Below are 15,677 nucleotides of genomic sequence, written 5' to 3'. Positions count from 1 at the left end.
ATATGATAAAAACAATAACCGTTAGAGGGATGACAATTGGTGAAGGAGCACCAAAAATTTGTGTTCCAATGGTGGGTGCCACCCTTTCAGAATTAAAAGATGAAGCCGCATATCTAAAAAGTTTAGATTTAGATCTTGTTGAGTGGCGTATTGACTTTTTTGAACAAGTTGAAGTTATCGGGAAAGTAAAGGAAGCTGCGGCAGAAATCCGTGCTATACTGGTTGACATACCGTTAATCTTTACATTCCGCAGTGCTAAAGAGGGCGGCGAAAAGGAAATTAGCAGTGAATATTACATAGAATTAAATAAATCTGCTGCTCAAACCGGGTTGGTTGATATCATTGATGTTGAGTTATTTAATGATGAACAGGATATCAAAAGACTGATAGAAGCTGCCCATGGGCATGGGGTATTCGTTATTCTTTCTAATCATGATTTTGAAAAAACACCATCAAAAGATGAAATCATTGCCCGATTACGGAAAGCTCAGGAATTAGGCGGTGATTTACCGAAAATGGCGGTAATGCCAACTTCTACAGCAGATGTGCTGACACTATTAGATGCAACCAACGTAATGAACGAACAGTACGCTGACAGACCAATCATCACAATGTCTATGGGGGGCAAAGGAATTATAAGCCGTTTAGCCGGGGAATTATTTGGCTCAGCCCTCACGTTTGGAGCGGCGAAGCAAGCATCTGCTCCAGGTCAAATCGATGTGAAAGAACTTCGAAGATCCATCAATCTTCTACATTCAAATTTATAAATAACATAAAAAGCACTCCACGGGGTGCTTTTTTGCATCTATAAATATGACAATTGTCACATGAACTCATTCTTCCAGTCACTATAAGAGCCATGTGATTTCGAATATGATTACAGTAGAAAAACGAAAAAGGGAGTTGGGAACATGTTATTAGAAGTAAATAATCTCATTAAACGATATGGTGATTTCCTCGCTTTAGATCATATAACATTTTCAATAAACGAAGGAGAAATTTTCGGGTTACTTGGGCCAAATGGAGCTGGAAAAACAACGACCATCAGCATTATCTCAAGTCTTACTCAGTATGATGGCGGCGAAGTAAAGTTTCTTGGGAAAGAGACTAAGTGGCATGAAATGGAAATAAAACGTGAGCTTGGTATCGTTCCCCAAGAAATCGCCATATTTGAAGACTTAACGGCCTATGAAAATCTGGATTACTTCGGACGGCTTTATGGACTTAGAGGCAGCCTTTTAAAGGAAAGAATCGAAGAAGCACTCTCATTTACAGGGCTCACCGATAGACAGAAGGATCGGCCAAAGGGATTTTCCGGCGGGATGAAACGAAGACTGAATATTGCCTGTGCCATTTTGCACCATCCAAAGCTCATTATTATGGATGAACCAACAGTAGGAATCGATCCGCAATCAAGGAATCATATCTTACAATCCATCAAGGAATTAAACAAAATGGGTTCGACCATTATTTATACCTCCCATTACATGGAAGAGGTCGAAGAAATCTGTACAAGAGTTGCCATTGTTGATCATGGAAGAGTCATTGCTCAGGGGACAAAGGAAGAACTGACAGCGCTGGTTTCGACCGAGGAAAAATTGGTCATTGAATTATCTTCCGTTAACTTCACAATCGTGGAGCAAATTAAATCAGTCTCAAGTATTCGCGAATGCAGCATCAAAGATAACTGCTTGGAAGTAATCGGGAAAAAGGGCGAGCATAATGTCAGCCGAGTGATTAATCTTTTGACGGAAGCTGGAATTGAAATTCTATCGTTGAATGTGGAAAAGCCAAGTTTAGAAGCGGTGTTCCTGACGCTAACTGGTAGATCCTTACGAGATTAAGAGAAGGAAGAGGTGAATTCAATGAAATTATTATCGATTGCTTATTATACATTTATCCGCAATATACGGGATATCAAGGCGATGCTAGCGTTTATTTTACTCCCAATTCTAATGATCCTCATTTTGGGTAAGGCGCTAGATAGTGCTTATACCCCAAAGAAGCTCGATCCAATGAATGTTGGTTATTTTAGTAAAGATGCCGGTGTTTTAAACAGTTCGATGAATGAGTTTTTTACAGCAAAAGAAACTCGTTCCATAATAGAAGTGAAAAAGGTTAAATCGCTTGAAAGCGGCAAGAATCAGGTCAAGTCTGGAAAGTTAAAAGGGCTGATTTATCTATCAAAAGGAACATCCGATCAATTTAAAAACGGTGAACAAGTTACCATTAATTTTTACAGCAAGGAGAAAAATTCTTTTGTTCAACCAGTACTCGAGAGCTTTGTTCGTACTTTTAATATTGGAAACACGCTCATCAAGCTAAATGGACAGCAGCTGCAGCCTAATTCCAAACATTCTATTTTGAAAGAAGTAAAGTTAGTGACGAAAGGAAAAATACCACGCGGAATTGACTATTATTCGCTAACCGCTTTATTTCAATCGATGTTGTTTGGAGCAATATTTGGGGTATTTGCAATTACGAAGGATATGGGGAACCACACAAATATTCGCATGATTGCGGCTCCTATCAAAACTAGTAAAATCATCCTTGGAAAATTATTAGGAAGTTCGCTGACCTTGTATAGTATTTCATTATTGATCTTTCTCGTCTCGAAATTTGTCTTTAAAGGAAATTGGGATGGAAGCTTATGGCTTATTTTGCTTGTACTCTTCATGTTTTCAACTATTTCCGTCGCCTTTGGGATGATCTTAGCGCATTTGTCAAAAAGCACAATGGCATCTTCGCTCAGTATCTTCATAATTGGAACTGTTCTAACGTTAGTTGCTGGTGGATTTTCGCGAATGGATGGAAAGGTTATCGAAACGCTAAGCTACCTTTCACCCAACACCTATGCCCAAAAGACTTTATTTACCAATATTTATGAGGGTACTTTCTCGCGATCAAATATTTTAAGCTTAGTTTTCTATACGATTATTGTGATTACCCTTACCTTTATTACCGGAAGGAGGAGAGTGGCATGACTATATTTATCAATACCTTAAAGAGAATTTTTCGCAATAAAGTACAGATTTTCTTTATCTTACTGTTTCCTCTTGCGTTTATGTCTTTAGGATTTATTGGGCAGGAACAAACAGTGAGGGTGGCGGTCATCGATCATGATCATACAAAGTTTACGGCTGATTTAGTACGGAATCTAAAAACGAAAGCAGAAATACGGGACGTTAAAGCGGCAGATATAAATAATGAACTAAAAACATTAAAGGTAGATTATGTTGTTGAAATTGATAAAGGATTTTCTAATAACCTCATTCAAGGAAAAACGGGAGGGATTACGGGTTACTCTGTCAAAGAGTCAAACTTCTCTAAACCGGTAAGTGCGTCCATAGAGCAATGGCTTCAACATGCCATGTTGGTTGCAGAGTCGGTCGGTCATAATCCAGATTCCTTTTACAAGGAATTTTCCAACTATGATCAACATGGTGCGATTCAACTCGAGCATAAGTTAGCCGTTAATGAAGGAGCTGAAAGAACAAGATCGGTGTTGGGCTACCTGATCATTTCCATGTTATATACTTCTTTGATTGTAGGATTATTTATTATATTTAATAAAAATAACCATACTCTTTATCGTACTTTGACCGCACCTGTAAAAATTAAAACTTACATGCTTCAAATTGTAAGCAGCTTTCTATTTGTTTCGTTTATTCAAATTTCCTTTGTGCTTCTGATATTAAAATTTGTTTACAAACTGTATCTCGGCAGTGCCGGATTTTCCATCTTTATCTTGTTGCTTTTATTTTCATTAGTGACTGTTTCATTCGGAGTGGCTATCAGCTCAATTTCCAAAAACATTATTCAAGCATGCTTAATCGGCATTTGTTTGGTTGCGCCGCTGGCGATGCTAGGAGGTGCCTACTTCCCACTCGAATTTGCACCGGATATCATTAAGTCTTTAAGCAACTTCACACCGGTATCATGGGTGATTACGGGCATAGAGAACCTATTGCATGGACAGTCATTATTTTCACTTGGAAAAGAAGTGCTGGTATTAATCGTGTTCTCCCTTATTTTCTTCCTTTTAGGCACATTCAGAAAGGCAGATATTGCAAAATAAAGTATAATGAAGGAAAAGATCAATGGCGGGGGAATAAATGAACTTTATTGTTAAGGTAGCAATTATCCTGTATACCAGTATAGAAATAATTATGATTCATGATATTGCTTATCAACAATTCGTAATCTTATTGCTGATTATCGCTATTAATATTTTCAAAGAAAGATATTATGATTCTGTTTATTTAACCATCGTAACGCTGCTGCTGACTTGTGCAGCCGTTACGATGGATTTCCGTTTTTCTGTTTTATTCGCCCTATGCAGCTATGACTTTATGTTAAAAAGGATATATGTCGGATTGGGTGTAACAGCTGCCTGCATGACCTACTTCCTTAGATCAAGTGATTTACTTCCGACCAACCTATTATTCATTCTTTTTTGCAGTTTACTTGCTTATGTTATTCGTAGTAAAAAGGAAGAGCGAGAACGTTTTAAACAAACAGTCGATAATGAGCGCAGGTTACGGTATGAGCTTGAAGATACAAAAGCAAAGTTGCTTCATTCATCAAAGGAAGTGGCAAATATTGCTGAAGTCAGAGAACGAAATCGAATTGCCCAAGAAATACACGATAGTATTGGACACAGCATTGCGGGGATCCTGTTTCAACTACAAGCAGCATATAAACTTCATCCAAGAAATCAAGAAAAATCACTGGCGATGATTCAAAATTCAATTGAAGGCTTGGCAAACTCGGTCGAGTTACTTCGTGATACTGTACATAATATCAAGCCAAAACAACATTTAGGCATAAACTATATAAAAAACATCATCGATCATTTCAATTTTTGCCCGGTAGAACTTCAAATTAATGGTGATGTGAATTCCATTCCTGCTAGCCATCTAGAATTATTGAGTACCAATTTAAAAGAGGCACTAACGAATGCATCACGATATTCACAAGCAACAAAAATCGATGTGAAGATTGAAACAACTGAGCAATATGAAAGGCTGTATATAAAGGACAACGGCATAGGGTGTAATACGATGAAAGAGGGGCTAGGGTTAAGTGGTATGAGGGAAAGAGTAAGGAATGTGGGCGGGAGTCTTTCGATATCCACAAATGACGGTTTTTTAATTGTTTGCCTAATTCCGAAAGAAGGGAGCGGGATTTTTGAAAGTTCTAATCGTTGATGATGATGCATTAATTCGCGATGGCTTAAAGATACTGATTGAACTAGAAGAAGATTTCGAGGTTACGGGCACAGCATCAAATGGCCAGGAGGCCTTTGAAAAGTGCCAAAAGAAACGACCTGACTTAGTCTTAATGGATATCCGTATGCCCACTATGGATGGAGTACTGGGTACGAAACTAATAAAGCAACATTTCAATAATATTAAAGTAGTAATTTTAACGACCTTCAAGGATGATAATTATATCAAAGAGGCAATTAAAAGCGGGGCAGAAGGTTATATTTTAAAAAATCAACCCGCAGACAGTATTATTGAAAGCCTTCGGGCTGTTAGTAAGGGGAATATTGTTTTAGAAAAGGAAGTTGCCAGCGCACTATCGACAATGCTTAAAGATGAGAAGAAACCCCGATTGAAACTAGATATATCGACTCGTGAATTAGAGATACTTGAACTGATTTCAGAGGGTTTGTCTAACAAGGAAATTGCCGAACGGATTTATTTAAGTGAAGGGACGATCCGAAATTATACAACAGGGCTACTTGAAAAATTAAAGTTACGGGATCGGACGCAGTTAGCGATTTTTTATTTAAAGAATTTATAAAGATATGGAGATTGAAGGGACAGTGTTTTGTCTCTTCTTTTTTATGCTAAAAATGAATAAAAAACTGTATGTTTATTTTTATAGGGACGTAAGCGCTTACAAAAATAAATCATTAAATTATTGATAAAAACTGAAAATTTAAGTTGTTTTACTATTGAATAATTATATATCCATATGTATAATAATTCATTATATAAGCAACATGGGAGTTGAAGAAATGAAGGCAGCGATTATTGGTGGAACGGGTTATGGGTCAATTGAGCTAGTCAGGTTATTAAATAAACACCCATATATGGAGGTTGGTTCTGTCGTTTCTAACTCCCAAGCAGGGATTAGTTTTAGCGATGTTTATCCACATCTTTCTAATATAATTGTTCAACCACTTGAAACATTCAATGCAGATAGATTAAGTGAGGAAAATGACATTGTCTTTTTTGCAACACCATCAGGGGTAAGCAGCAAGCTTGTTCCAAAGATGATAGAGAAAGGTAAAAAGTGTATAGATCTTTCTGGAGATTTTCGGCTAAGGAATGCAGAAGAATATGAGTCATGGTATAAACATTCACCAGCAGATGGAAAATATTTAAAACAAGCAATCTATGGATTAAGTGAAATTTATTCAGAAGAAATAAAAACTGCTAGTCTACTAGCTAATCCGGGATGCTACCCTACTGCAACGACACTTGGTTTAATACCAATTGTAAAAAAAGGGTTTGTAGATGAAAAGTCGATCATCATTGATGCAAAATCAGGGGTAACCGGTGCAGGCAGAGGTCTAACATTAACTTCCCATTATGCTGAAATAAATGATAATGTCAGAGCTTATAAACTGGGAGCGCATCAGCATATACCCGAAATTGAGCAAGTACTTCAAGATGAAACAGGGAAAGAGATTGCTATAACTTTCTCGACACATTTGGTTCCAATGTCGCGCGGTATTATGTGTTCGATGTATATGAATCTAAAAGACTATATATCAACTGAGGATGTTATAGAAATTTATAATCAATTTTACGAAAAGCATCCCTTTGTAAGGGTGCGGCCTGTTGGAAATGTTCCAACTACTAAAGAGGTACTTGGCAGTAATTATTGTGATATCGGCCTTCATGTTGATCCACGAACCAATCGTTTAACAGTCATTTCCGTCATCGACAATTTAGTAAAAGGGGCAGCCGGTCAGGCGATTCAAAACGCCAATATCATGAACGGTTGGGATGAACGAACTGGACTTACAGATATTCCGTTGTATCCATAAAAAATAAAATGTTAGATACCTAGTTATACGACCAAGGGAATAATAAGGGGGAAATAAAATTGGCACAAGCAACATCATTAAATGAAATTGTTGTTATAGAAGATGGGAGTATAACATTGCCTCAGGGATACAAGGCTGGCGGAATGCATTGTGGTATTAAAAGAAAACGCCTCGATCTCGGGTATATTGTTTCTGAGGTACCGGCGACAGTTGCTGGCGTTTATACAACTAACATTTTTCAAGCAGCTCCATTAGTTGTTACGCAAGAAAGTATTGCAAAAGAAAATAAAACGCAAGCGATCCTTGTAAATTCCGGAAATGCCAATGCATGTACAGGAGAGCAAGGTATAGCCGATGCACTAGCAATGCAAAAAGGGTTTGCAAACGAATTAGGAATTCCAGAACATCTTGTTGCAGTAACCTCCACAGGAGTTATTGGTGAACTGCTGCCAATGGATAAAATCGAAACCGGAATTAAGCAAATCCTCCAGAAAGAATATGAAAATGAAGAAAACTTTAAACAAGCAATATTAACCACAGATACATGCACAAAGGAGATTGCCGTTCAGTTTACCATTGATGGTAAAAAAGTGAGCATTGGAGGAACAGCCAAGGGTTCAGGAATGATTCATCCGAATATGGCTACAATGCTAGGCTTCGTCACTACGGATGCCCACATTAACCATGATGACCTTCTTTTTGCTCTAAGAGAAGTTACAAACACAACATTCAATATGATTACCGTTGATGGTGACACAAGCACGAATGACATGGTATTGGTAATGGCTAATGGCTTAGCAGAAAATAACCAACTGACGAAGGAGCATCCAGAGTGGGATGTTTTTAAACAGGGGTTGAAAATGGTCAGTGAATCACTTGCAAAAAAAATTGCTCGTGATGGCGAAGGCGCCACAAAGCTAGTTGAAGTGCAAGTTGATGGTGCGTTTAGCCTTGAAGCAGCCAGGGCTGTTGGAAAATCAATCATCTCCTCTAACCTTGTAAAAACAGCTATTTATGGCACAGACCCTAACTGGGGAAGAATCGTTACGGCAATTGGCTACAGCGGTGTACCAGTAAAACCAAATGCAATTAAGGTTTCAATTGGGCCTTTCACGGTTTTCGAAAACGGTCTGCCAAGTCAATTTATTGAAGAAGAGGTAAAAGAATACTTAGAATTAGAAAACGTAAAATTGATTGTTGAATTAGACCAAGGCGATTTCAGTGCAACTGCCTGGGGATGCGACCTTACTTACGATTATGTAAAAATCAACGCATCCTACCGCACTTAAGGAGGACGGAAAATGAAGTATTTAGTCATAAAGTGCGGCGGAAGTGTGTTAGATAATCTGCCAAGGTCATTTTTCGAAGATGTGGTCAAAATGCACGAATCTGGAGAGTGGACTCCGATAATTGTCCATGGCGGCGGTCCGTTAATAACTTCATTATTAAAAAGCTTAAACGTTGAAACCGAATTCGTGAATGGCCTCAGAGTAACGGATCACCAGGTTTTAGATGTTGTAGAAATGGTATTAAGCGGCTCTGTAAATAAGCAGGTTGTCAGAAACATTGTTGAAGTGGGGGGAAATGCCATTGGTATAAGTGGTGTAGATGGCGGCCTTCTGAAGGCAATACCCACAGAACATGCTAAAACTTTAGGGTTTGTCGGCGATGTAATCGAAGTCAATCATACCATTATTGAAGGGATTATAAAGCAAGGATATATTCCGGTAATTTCTCCAGTTGGAATTGGATCCGGTGGACAACGGTACAACATTAATGGCGATATTGCCGCTTCTGCTGTTGCCAAAGCTTTAGAAGCCAATCTTTGCTTTATTAGTGATATACCTGGCATCTTGGTCGAAAAGAATGGTGCCAAGACAAAGCTCGATAAAGTTTCTAAAGTCATTATTGAAGAAATGATCCATAATCAAACAATCTACGGCGGAATGATTCCAAAGGTAAAAGCTGCAATTGATGGGCTTGTACATAACATACCAGAGGTGGGAATCATAAACGGCTTTGAAAAAAATAGTCTTATAGATTATACAAATGGAAAAACAGTTGGTACAAAAATAGTTCTAGAAGAGGTGATTGCATAATGGCGGCCAACACATCTGTATCACAAATCTCACCGGTAATGCCAACCTACGGACGCTTTCCAATCACCCTTGTAAAAGGTAAAGGGAGTTACGTTTGGGACAATCAAGAGGAGAAATACTTAGATTTTACCTCCGGCATTGCAACCTGTAACCTCGGGCATGTTCCGGACGTGGTAAAGGAGAAACTTGAAGAACAATTACAAAACCTATGGCACTGCTCTAACCTTTACAACATTCCGAACCAAGAGCAGCTTGCAGCGTTGCTTACAGTAAACAGCTGCGGTGACCAAGTCTTTTTTTGCAACAGCGGGGCAGAAGCAAACGAAGCAGCGATTAAGCTTGCAAGAAGATATGCCAACAAAGTGAAGGGCAGCGGCTCATCTGAAGTCGTCACATTCGAGCAATCCTTCCATGGCAGAACTTTAGCTACCTTAACGGCCACAGGGCAGGAAAAAATCCAACAGGGATTTTCACCGCTCATGCCTGGATTCAGCTACCTGCCGTTTAATGACAGTGAAGCACTTGAGAAACTTCAGGCAATCAAACCAGCTGCAGTACTACTTGAGCTTGTCCAAGGGGAAGGCGGCGTCATTCCTGCAAACCCTGATTGGGTGAAAAAACTAGCTCAAATTTGCAAAGACAACGGTATCCTGCTCATGGTTGATGAAATTCAAACAGGCATCGGACGTACGGGTACCCTTTTCGCTTACGAGCAATATGGCATTGAACCAGATGTTATCAGCATTGCCAAAGGTCTTGGCTCAGGATTTCCAATCGGCGCAATCATTGCAAAAGAAGAAGTGGCAAAGGGCTTTGAACCGGGCAGCCACGGGAGCACATTTGGCGGGAACCCTTTAGCAACGGCAGCTGGACTTGCGACCGTTACCCATATACTTGAAAGTAACTTACTCAAACATGTTACCGAAATCACGGCTTACTTTGATCAACAACTTCAAGACCTAAAAGAAAAGTACCTATTTATAAAAGAAATTCGTGGTATCGGGCTGCTAAAAGGCTTGGTCATCGAAACCAATGCTTTAGAAATTGTCCAAAAAGCGATAACAAATAAACTTCTAATTTTAACTGCAGGGACGAATGTAATACGGATATTACCGCCGTTAACCGTTACAAAGGAAGAAATTAATGAATTTGCAAACAAATTGGAAAGTGCTTTCCAAAGTATAGAGAAAGGCGCGTGAGTATTTTGGAGAATGGTTATCTTACTTTGGAAACGGGAGAGGTTTTTGAAGGTGTCCTAATCGGAGCAGAAAAGGACTCACTCGGAGAAGTAGTCTTTAACACAAGCATGACTGGATATCAGGAAATAATCACTGATCCATCGTACGCCGGACAAATCATTACTTTCTGCTATCCGATTATCGGAAGCTATGGAATCAATGCTATCGATGATGAAAGCATTACACCAGCCTTATCAGGGGTAGTCATTGGCGATTTATGTGAAACACCGAGCCATTATCAATCAATCAATAAATTCTCAGAAAAACTGAAACAGGCGAATGTTCCAGGGATTGCAGGGGTTGATACAAGACTTCTAGTTAAAACAATTCGCAGCCGTGGAACAGTAAAAGGATTTTTAAGTAAGGAAAAAAAAGCCAGTTTCCAAACAACAGAAACAGCATTTTGGGTAGATAAAGTATCAACGAAGAAGACGCAATTTTTCAAAAATCAGGGCCCCCATGTAGTCTTAATCGATTTTGGTCATAAAAAATCGATTCTAAATGCCCTATTAGAAGAAAATTGTGCGGTGACGATTGTGCCTTACAATACTTCTTTTGAAAAAATTAAAGCCTTAAATCCGGATGGTGTCCTATTAAGTAATGGACCTGGCGACCCAATGGAATTAAAACAGTGGTTCCCGGAAATTAAAAAGGTAACCCAGAAATTCCCTACGCTTGGAATTTGCCTAGGGCATCAGCTAATAGCCCTTGCTTACGGGGCGAAAACAGAGAAACTCGCTTATGGCCATCGCGGCGGTAACCACCCAGTTAAGGAATTAAACACAGGCAAGGTTAAAATAACAGCGCAAAATCACGGGTTTGTCGTAGTTGACGAAAGTATCGATGAGAACGTTTTTAATATCACTTACCGAAATGTCAATGATAAATCGATTGAAGGTTTAGAACACCAAAACTATCCAATCAAAACCGTGCAATTTCATCCGGAAGCACATCCGGGGCCAAGTGATACAGAATATATTTTGAAAGATTTCGTAAAACATTTAGCATCAGTGGGAGAGACAGTATATGCCGCTAAATAAAAAACTAAAAAAAGTACTTGTTATTGGATCTGGCCCAATTGTGATCGGCCAGGCAGCAGAATTTGATTATGCCGGTACACAGGCATGTATTGCCCTTAAAGAAGAGGGAATCGAGGTCGTTTTAATCAATAACAACCCGGCAACGATCATGACAGATGAGACAATAGCCGAAAAGGTATATATCGAACCATTAAACGTTGAAACCATTGAAAAAATCATTCAAAAAGAAAAGCCGGATGGTGTCATTGGCACCCTCGGCGGCCAAACAGGTTTGAATTTAACTGTAGAGTTGTATGAACAAAACATATTAGAAAAATACAATGTGGAACTCCTAGGTACCTCCGTTGAATCGATTAAAAACGGGGAAGATCGTGAGAAGTTTCGTAACCTGATGCTGGAAATTGGAGAACCGATACCGGAATCAGCTATTATTCACAATTTTGCAGAAGGGGAAGCTTTTGTGAAAGAAATTGGCTTTCCAGTCATCATTCGCCCAGCCTATACGCTTGGAGGAGAAGGAGGCGGCTTTGCCTACAATGATGAAGAACTTGAAATCGTCCTGAAGAAGGGCTTAGCAGCAAGTCCAATCCAGCAAGTGCTAGTTGAAAAAAGTATTAAGGGCTGGAAGGAAATTGAATATGAGGTCATGAGGGACGCAAATGATACGTGCATCATTGTCTGCAATATGGAAAACATGGATCCTGTCGGTGTTCATACAGGTGATTCCATCGTCGTCGCACCATCACAGACATTAACAGATGTCCAATATCAAATGCTCCGTGACGTTTCAATAAAAGTAATCAGAGAACTAAAGATTATCGGCGGCTGTAACATCCAGTTCGCGCTGCATCCGGAATCCAATCAATATTACATCATTGAAGTGAATCCAAGGGTAAGCCGTTCGTCGGCACTTGCTTCAAAAGCAACCGGTTATCCGATTGCCCGTATGGCAGCCAAGTGTGCCATTGGATATCACCTGGATGAGATTGTGAATCCGATAACAGGCAACACCTTTGCTTCGTTTGAGCCAGCGATTGATTATATTGTGGTAAAACTGCCTCGATTCCCGTTTGACAAGTTCCCTGAAGCAGACAGAACGCTCGGAACACAAATGAAGGCAACGGGAGAGGTCATGGCAATTGACCGGACGTTTGAGGGGGCTTTAAATAAAGCCATTCGGTCGATGGAAATGAACGTGTATGGACTTTGCCGAGATGCAAATAGACCATTAAGTGAAGGAGTCCTTTTTGAACAGCTTGAAATGGCCAATGATCAACGCTTATTTATTATTGCTGAAGCCTTCCGAAGAGGCATCTCGCTTGAAAAAGTTCAACAGTTGACCGAGGTTGACCCATGGTTTTTGCACAAAATTAACTCAATCGTCGCGTTAGAAAAAGAACTTGCCTCATATGAATGGCGCAATGTTCCAACTACCCTGCTGAAAGAAGCAAAACGAAATAATATTGCCGATAAACTGTTATCGCAAATTTTTAATATCCCAGAAAAACAGGTCAGAGATCAGTGGAAAGAATTTGGCTGGAAACCAGGCTATAAGATGGTTGATACCTGCTCGGCAGAATTTGATGCTATAACACCTTACTACTATTCAACTTGGCATGGATACGATGAAGTAGAGCCAACGAATAAGAAAAAAATCCTTGTCATTGGATCAGGTCCGATCCGAATCGGTCAGGGAATTGAATTTGATTACTGCTCTGTCCACGCCGCAAAGGCGATTAAGAAAAAAGGCTATGAGGCAGTTGTCATTAATAACAACCCCGAGACCGTAAGTACCGATTATTCCATTGCAGACAGCCTTTATTTCGAACCACTTGCTGCTGAAGATGTCATGCATGTCATTGAAAAAGAACAGGTCGAGGGTGTATTGATTCAATTCGGCGGGCAAACAGCGATAAATTTGGCACATGCTTTAGAGGAAGAAGGTGTCAATATTTTGGGAACAACTGTTGAAAATATTAATCTGCTTGAAGACCGAAAAGAATTTTACCAACTGCTTGAGGACTTAAATATCCCGCATATCGAGGGAAAAACAGTTTCACAACCTGAAGAACTAGTGGAAGCTGCCGCCAAACTAGGCTACCCGGTTCTCGTCCGCCCATCGTACGTTATTGGCGGTCAAGCGATGTTTACGATTTTTTCAGAAGAAGAATTAAGGCAGTATATTTCGCAGCTTGAGAAAAATTCATATGATGCGATGTGGCCGCTTTTAGTAGATAAATTTTTGCCAGGACTAGAATGTGAGATAGATGTCATCTGCGATGGCAACAAAATAGTTGTTCCGGGGATTTTTGAACATATTGAAAAAGCCGGCGTTCACTCAGGTGATAGTATTTCGGTGTTCCCACCTATCTCAATGTCTGAAGGGGTAAAAGAAACGATCATTCAGTATGCGGAGAAAATTGCTATATCAGCACCAGTAATCGGCATGATGAACATTCAATATGTGGTTTATGAGGATCAAGTCTTTGTGCTCGAAGTAAATCCGCGTTCATCAAGAACGGTGCCAATCATCAGTAAGGTAACAGGTATTCCGATGATTGAATGGGCTGTCAGTGTCCAATTAGGAGAAAAATTATCCGATTTATCCGAGGCTCAAGGTTTGCTTCCTGAACCTGGTTATTACTCAGTAAAAGCCCCAATATTTTCATCAAGTAAGCTTAAAGGCGTCGACCATGTGCTTGGGCCGGAAATGAAATCAACTGGCGAAGCACTCGGAATGGGCGTAACCTTCCAAGCTGCTCTTGCAAAGGCGCTTCCCGCTCTTGGGGGAAAAACGGAAGAAAAATATCTATTTTGTTCCATTTCCGATCGGGAAAAAAATGCAAGTCTTCCAATCATTCGCGAACTTATCAAAAAAGATTATCAGATTGCGGCGACAGAAGGCACTGCATTGTTTTTACGAAATAATGGAATATCGGTTGAACAGGTGGCCAATGACGATCAAAAAGTAAATGAACTTTTTCGTAAACAGCCAATCAAAGCAGTGATCAATATACCGAACCAAGGACGACAAAAACAAAAGTTTGGTTTTCAAATTCGTGAACATGCCGTTCGTTACAAAATACCAGTGTTTACACATTTAGATACAATTGCAGCGACTAGTGGCTTACAAAATCAATCCAAATCAGAGAATGAAGTCCGTACAGTCCGTGAGTTTTACGATTTGGAAAAAAGGGGTGCTGAACATGTTAGAAGCATATAAATTGAATAAACAAGAATTAAAGGGAAAGGATTTTTTACAGCTTTCGGATTTTACTACAGACGAGATCCTCTATCTGCTTGATGTGGCTCAGGAGTTAAAAGCGCTGCAAAAACAAGGAACACCCGAGCCGCATTTAAGCGGTAAGGTATTAGGAATGATTTTTGAAAAATCCTCTACCCGTACAAGGGTTTCATTCGAGGTCGGCATGCTGCAGCTCGGCGGTCATGCCATTTTCCTAAGTTCGAAGGATATCCAGCTCGGAAGAGGAGAAAGCATATCCGATACAGCGAAAGTGTTATCCCGCTATGTAGATGGGATTATGATTCGAACTTTCTCTCATGAATCAGTAGAAGAATTAGCAGAGCATGCAACAGTTCCAGTTATAAACGGCTTAACAGACCTGCAGCACCCAACCCAGGTGCTGGCCGACTTGCTGACAATTCTTGAGCACAAGGGTAAATTAGCTGGTTTAAAGCTGTGTTATATTGGTGACGGCAATAACAATATGGCACATTCGCTAATGGAGGGTGCTGCCAAAGTGGGGATGAATATAAGCGTTGCCAGCCCGGCTGGATATTTGCCAAATGGAAAAATAACTGAGCAGGCGATTCAAGTTGGTAAGCTCACAGGTAGTACGGTTATGGTAACGAATGATCCTCTTGAAGCAATTAAAGAGGCGGATGTCGTTGTGACGGATGTTTGGACCAGTATGGGTCAAGAAGAAGAAACAGCATTAAGATTAGCGGCATTCCAAGGCTTCCAAGTTAATGAGGAATTGTGTAAGCATGCGAAAGAGGATTTCATTTTCTTACACTGTTTACCCGCTCACAGAGGCGAAGAGGTTACTGCGGAAATTATTGATGGCTCCCATTCAGTCGTTTTTGACGAAGCAGAAAACCGTCTGCATGCACAAAAGGCAATTTTAAAACTTTTACTTGCATAATAGTTTCTTTTTTTATAAGATTATATGTATAATAATTCTATTGATTGAATAAAAATTCATAGTGAATG

At 39.7% G+C, this 15,677-nt stretch carries 13 protein-coding genes; all 13 read left to right on the top strand.

The window, feature by feature from the left end; translation table 11 throughout:
- The first annotated feature begins 2 nt into the window (after positions 1-2).
- The 13 genes from aroD (at position 3) to argF (ending at position 15,609) form a co-directional block, all read left to right on the top strand.
- Positions 3-767 (top strand): type I 3-dehydroquinate dehydratase, encoded by a 765-nt coding sequence (aroD, locus tag BABA_RS00135; RefSeq protein ID WP_007083071.1) that lies wholly within the window; start codon positions 3-5, stop codon positions 765-767.
- A 144-nt stretch (positions 768-911) separates the two neighbouring features.
- Entirely contained in the window at positions 912-1,844 is a 933-nt protein-coding gene (locus BABA_RS00130) for an ABC transporter ATP-binding protein (protein WP_007083070.1), read from the top strand.
- A gap of 21 nt (positions 1,845-1,865) precedes the next feature.
- The gene (locus BABA_RS00125; protein WP_007083069.1) at positions 1,866-2,984 is read left to right on the top strand and encodes an ABC transporter permease; all 1,119 of its coding nucleotides are present in this window, start codon (positions 1,866-1,868) and stop codon (positions 2,982-2,984) included.
- Positions 2,981-4,078 (top strand): ABC transporter permease, encoded by a 1,098-nt coding sequence (locus BABA_RS00120; protein WP_007083068.1) that lies wholly within the window; start codon positions 2,981-2,983, stop codon positions 4,076-4,078. Before BABA_RS00125 ends, BABA_RS00120 begins: the two co-directional genes overlap by 4 nt.
- Before the next feature lie 37 nt (positions 4,079-4,115).
- Positions 4,116-5,210 carry a sensor histidine kinase gene (locus tag BABA_RS00115; RefSeq protein ID WP_007083067.1) on the top strand — a complete coding sequence of 365 codons (1,095 nt, stop codon included), beginning with the start codon at positions 4,116-4,118 and terminating at the stop codon, positions 5,208-5,210.
- Positions 5,191-5,811, top strand: coding sequence for a response regulator transcription factor (locus BABA_RS00110; protein ID WP_007083066.1), 621 nt, complete (start codon positions 5,191-5,193; stop codon positions 5,809-5,811). The genes BABA_RS00115 and BABA_RS00110 overlap by 20 nt, the downstream gene beginning before the upstream one ends.
- Before the next feature lie 217 nt (positions 5,812-6,028).
- On the top strand, positions 6,029-7,066 hold the full coding sequence (argC, locus tag BABA_RS00105) for an N-acetyl-gamma-glutamyl-phosphate reductase (RefSeq protein ID WP_007083065.1): 1,038 nt from the start codon (positions 6,029-6,031) through the stop codon (positions 7,064-7,066).
- Positions 7,067-7,125: 59 nt separating this feature from the next.
- On the top strand, positions 7,126-8,355 hold the full coding sequence (argJ, locus tag BABA_RS00100) for a bifunctional ornithine acetyltransferase/N-acetylglutamate synthase (protein WP_007083064.1): 1,230 nt from the start codon (positions 7,126-7,128) through the stop codon (positions 8,353-8,355).
- Between the two features lie 12 nt (positions 8,356-8,367).
- Positions 8,368-9,165 (top strand): acetylglutamate kinase, encoded by a 798-nt coding sequence (gene argB, locus BABA_RS00095; RefSeq protein WP_007083063.1) that lies wholly within the window; start codon positions 8,368-8,370, stop codon positions 9,163-9,165.
- Positions 9,165-10,364: an acetylornithine transaminase gene (locus BABA_RS00090; RefSeq protein WP_007083062.1), complete on the top strand. Its 1,200-nt coding sequence runs from the start codon at positions 9,165-9,167 to the stop codon at positions 10,362-10,364. Before argB ends, BABA_RS00090 begins: the two co-directional genes overlap by 1 nt.
- Before the next feature lie 5 nt (positions 10,365-10,369).
- Positions 10,370-11,443 (top strand): carbamoyl phosphate synthase small subunit, encoded by a 1,074-nt coding sequence (locus tag BABA_RS00085; protein WP_007083061.1) that lies wholly within the window; start codon positions 10,370-10,372, stop codon positions 11,441-11,443.
- Complete coding sequence (gene carB, locus BABA_RS00080) at positions 11,430-14,666, top strand: carbamoyl-phosphate synthase (glutamine-hydrolyzing) large subunit (protein WP_007083060.1); 3,237 nt, start codon at positions 11,430-11,432, stop codon at positions 14,664-14,666. The genes BABA_RS00085 and carB overlap by 14 nt, the downstream gene beginning before the upstream one ends.
- Positions 14,650-15,609, top strand: a complete 960-nt coding sequence (gene argF, locus BABA_RS00075) for an ornithine carbamoyltransferase (RefSeq protein WP_007083059.1) — start codon at positions 14,650-14,652, stop codon at positions 15,607-15,609. Before carB ends, argF begins: the two co-directional genes overlap by 17 nt.
- The last annotated feature ends 68 nt before the right edge of the window (positions 15,610-15,677 follow it).

This window comes from Neobacillus bataviensis LMG 21833 (assembly GCF_000307875.1).
Lineage (GTDB): Bacteria > Bacillota > Bacilli > Bacillales > Cytobacillaceae > Neobacillus > Neobacillus bataviensis.
The sequence above is the reverse complement of the archived record's forward strand: the minus strand, read 5'-3'. Positions and strand labels throughout refer to the sequence as shown.

Excerpts from the sequence above, each read along its gene's own strand:
- BABA_RS00120 (WP_007083068.1), top strand. The coding sequence starts at position 2,981 with ATGACTATATTTATCAATACCTTAAAGAGAATTTTTCGCAATAAAGTA.
- argC (WP_007083065.1), top strand. The coding sequence starts at position 6,029 with ATGAAGGCAGCGATTATTGGTGGAACGGGTTATGGGTCAATTGAGCTA.
- BABA_RS00090 (WP_007083062.1), top strand. The coding sequence starts at position 9,165 with ATGGCGGCCAACACATCTGTATCACAAATCTCACCGGTAATGCCAACC.
- BABA_RS00125 (WP_007083069.1), top strand. The coding sequence starts at position 1,866 with ATGAAATTATTATCGATTGCTTATTATACATTTATCCGCAATATACGG.
- BABA_RS00130 (WP_007083070.1), top strand. The coding sequence starts at position 912 with ATGTTATTAGAAGTAAATAATCTCATTAAACGATATGGTGATTTCCTC.
- argF (WP_007083059.1), top strand. The coding sequence starts at position 14,650 with ATGTTAGAAGCATATAAATTGAATAAACAAGAATTAAAGGGAAAGGAT.
- argB (WP_007083063.1), top strand. The coding sequence starts at position 8,368 with ATGAAGTATTTAGTCATAAAGTGCGGCGGAAGTGTGTTAGATAATCTG.
- aroD (WP_007083071.1), top strand. The coding sequence starts at position 3 with ATGATAAAAACAATAACCGTTAGAGGGATGACAATTGGTGAAGGAGCA.
- carB (WP_007083060.1), top strand. The coding sequence starts at position 11,430 with ATGCCGCTAAATAAAAAACTAAAAAAAGTACTTGTTATTGGATCTGGC.
- BABA_RS00115 (WP_007083067.1), top strand. The coding sequence starts at position 4,116 with ATGAACTTTATTGTTAAGGTAGCAATTATCCTGTATACCAGTATAGAA.